The following is a 3,214-nucleotide window of genomic DNA, read 5'->3' on the forward strand; positions in this document are numbered from 1 at the left end:
GATTTCAATAAAGTGCTTTCACCCTCTCCATAAATAAACTGCAAAACACTTCCAAAAATCAAGCCAAGGATAAGCCCTAGCATAACACGTAGTGAAAGACTCCATTGCATTTTCTTACTTTGAGAAACCAATAATAAAAAAATAACAAATAGAAATAAATTGACGAAAAAATTAAATGTCATTGTCTATGCTCACTATTATTATGGTTGACATAAATAATCTGCATAATTCAAAATCAATGCATGATATTTAAAATTAACCTATAAAGCTTACAAGGCTTTTAAAAAATCATTATTTTTTTAATTTATAGCTTAAAAGAGAATTTTTTATCTACTAATAATTGTTTAAAGAAAATAAATAAAATTATCGTCCTATTCTTTAAATTTACGCTCTCATAAAATAGTTAAAAAAGAAAAATATAAACAATATTCATTGCATCTTAATACTGGGTAATTCCAGCATATCTTACCCTATAAATGTCCTTACCACTCTCTTTTGCTATTTGAACTGAAGCGAGCTTTCCAAGCAAGGATGAATTAACAACCGAACATTCGTGATTTTTCTAGAAAATACACCAACAAGCTACTTTTGCTAATTTCATAGACTGCACTCTCAACAGCTTTGATCAGAACTTCAAATATAATTATTTTATTGAAAATACCTTTTATACATTCTTTCTTTTCTTTCAAGGAAAGCTTTTTTATTTTTCAAATTTTTTATAGTCATAAAAAAGGCTTTGAAAGCCACAATGCCTATTGAAAGACAAAATATTGATTTATAATGATAATTTACTGTTTTGAATATTGAATGATAGTCCCGAATAACGTAATATTCTCTCATTTCAAACCTGTTTATCTTGAATCAATCAAAATCATTTGCTTGCACCTCACAAGCGGGGCTGGCGTGTGGGTAAAAAATGTATAAGAAAGGAGTAGAAATACCTCTTATGAAACATCTTAATGCAAGAGCTGCCGCAACATTGGAGGGCGGAGCTTGGGCAGAAAATATAAATAATATGATTGCTTTTTATAATAGTGTAAAAGGTTTTAACGATACCTATCCATATGCTGATCGAACAATACGTGCACGTGCCGTAGTTAATTTTGTCATTTTAGATGTAAAAAAGATAAGTTGGAGTTATAATGTTAAGCAAGAACTAATAAGAGGAAGGTTTTTGAATTTGAAGAGGCATGCCTCACGCAAAGTTCGTATCGCGCTTTTACACGACAATGGCTTTATTATAGTTGTATCTTCAATGATGGAGTTTATCAGATACCACATATATTCCCTATGGGGCCAGCAGTAGAAAATAGCGTAATACAAATTATAGGCATAGGAGCACGAAGCATTTTTTCTGTGTTGATAGCTAAGGATTTGCCTAATCTAGATGCAATAGATACAGGTCAATGCTTTCCACGGTATCTTTATCAAAACGCTGAATCTTCTGTAACCTATCATGATAAGAAACAATCCCTTTTGTTTGCAAATTCAATAAAGGAAAGAAAAACATCGGGCTTACAGAGGCGTAATGCCATTACTGATAAGGGACTAGCGCATTTAAAAGCGGCTTATCTTAGTGAGACCATAACTAAAGGTAATCTATTTTATTACGTTTACGGATTGTTGCATTCAAAAAATTATCGTGCTCTCTATGCTCGTAATTTATGCAAGAATTGCCTCGTATCCCTTTTGTAAAAAGCGCGCTGAAGGTTTCTGGATATTGGTGACACAGAGCGTGAATTTGATCACTTGCACATGAATTATGAAGGTGTGGAGCCTTATCTTGTGACCTTTAAAAAGGGTAATCCAAAACTGACTGACATCCCTCTTGAAGCTTATGAGTATATCGTTAATGGCAAACCCGCTTTTGAAAGGGTTATGGAGCATCAATGTGTAAAGACAGATAAAAAGATTGGCATTGTGAATGATGCCAATAGCTATGCTATTGAGACCATTGGTAACCCTGCTTATCCATTAGAGTTGTTTCAAAGGGTTATACTGTAAGTTTAGAAACAATGAAAATTGTTAAGAAACTACCAAAATTAGAAGTGTGAGAAACCAAACAGACTTATGAGGTTAACACTCCTCATAAAGATCTCTTGTGTATTGCTTTAAAACAGCAGTCTATAACCTTAATCATCTTATTAAGTTTATTACCTACAATCTTAAAAGGATCGCTTTATTGTTTTCAAAAGCTCTGTTTAAAAATAGCTTTATATATTCATTTTACTTATAGATTTTGAAGGTATCTAAAACTCTCAAAATCTTCAAAAACCTCAAAACCAATAACCATAATGGCCTTAATAGCATTTTTTATGACTAGAAACTATCTTTTGAAATGGCTTTAAAGGATCACATGCTTTTCATAAGATATTGTTTTAATCACTCACTAAAATAATCTATTTTGTCGGTTCAATTTACTGACAGAAAACAGACAAAAATGACACAAATCTATTAAAAGGCATTTTGCTGATCTCTATAATTATCAGTCTCTCTTTAGATGTTTTCATAACAGGCAATAAAGCGCATTATCATCTTTATCATTTATCTTATGAAAATGAAAAATGATGCCATGATTATAAAATAATATAATAGCTATAGAGCATGCGTAAAAAAGCAGGTTTTCATAATCGCAATGCAAATGAACGCATTGGTTATAAAGAGCGCGGTGCCTATTAAAGTTGTTCAAATTAGAGACCCTTATAAATAAAATCCACAAAAATCATTAGAACCATTTAGTGAAACAACTGATACGTTATAAAACTAAAAATACGCATGATGAGAGCATTTATAAATATTGTGAATGTTCTAGATAAGAAAATAACGCAGTAGTTTAATGAATATCATAATATATCTTTATTATTACATAATAAAAAATAATAAATTGATAAGCATATAACAAATATTTATACGATAAAAAAATATAAAATATTTATTGATGATAAATAGTATTGTGTTATCTAAATACTAGATTATTATTGGATATGTTACGAAACAGCCTTTTCTATGTATTTAAAATACTGACTGTCTTTTATGCTTTTGTTAGTATATGAGAACTTTGTCGGGTGTAGCTATGCCATACAATACCCTTTTATGGGGAATGAAACGCCACTTGTAGTCTACATATCATTCAATACAATTTGAAACACAATACCAACAAAAATATCACATATACCATTGATATAACCAAATTAAATGATATCAACCGTCGTAA

At 30.7% G+C, this 3,214-nt stretch carries 2 pseudogenes; one reads left to right on the forward strand and one right to left on the reverse strand.

Going from position 1 to position 3,214, the window contains the following annotated elements:
- A pseudogene (locus ACFIKE_RS08890) lies at nucleotides 1-182 on the reverse strand (L-cystine transporter); the annotation flags it as partial.
- 815 nt (nucleotides 183-997) lie between these two features.
- On the opposite strand from ACFIKE_RS08890, the pseudogene ACFIKE_RS08895 reads away from it, so the two are divergent.
- A pseudogene (locus ACFIKE_RS08895) lies at nucleotides 998-2,054 on the forward strand (type ISP restriction/modification enzyme); the annotation flags it as partial.
- Between the last annotated feature and the right edge of the window lie 1,160 nt (nucleotides 2,055-3,214).

The sequence above is a fragment of the Bartonella sp. MU70NMGDW genome (assembly GCF_042194085.1).
GTDB classification, from domain to species: domain Bacteria; phylum Pseudomonadota; class Alphaproteobacteria; order Rhizobiales; family Rhizobiaceae; genus Bartonella; species Bartonella grahamii.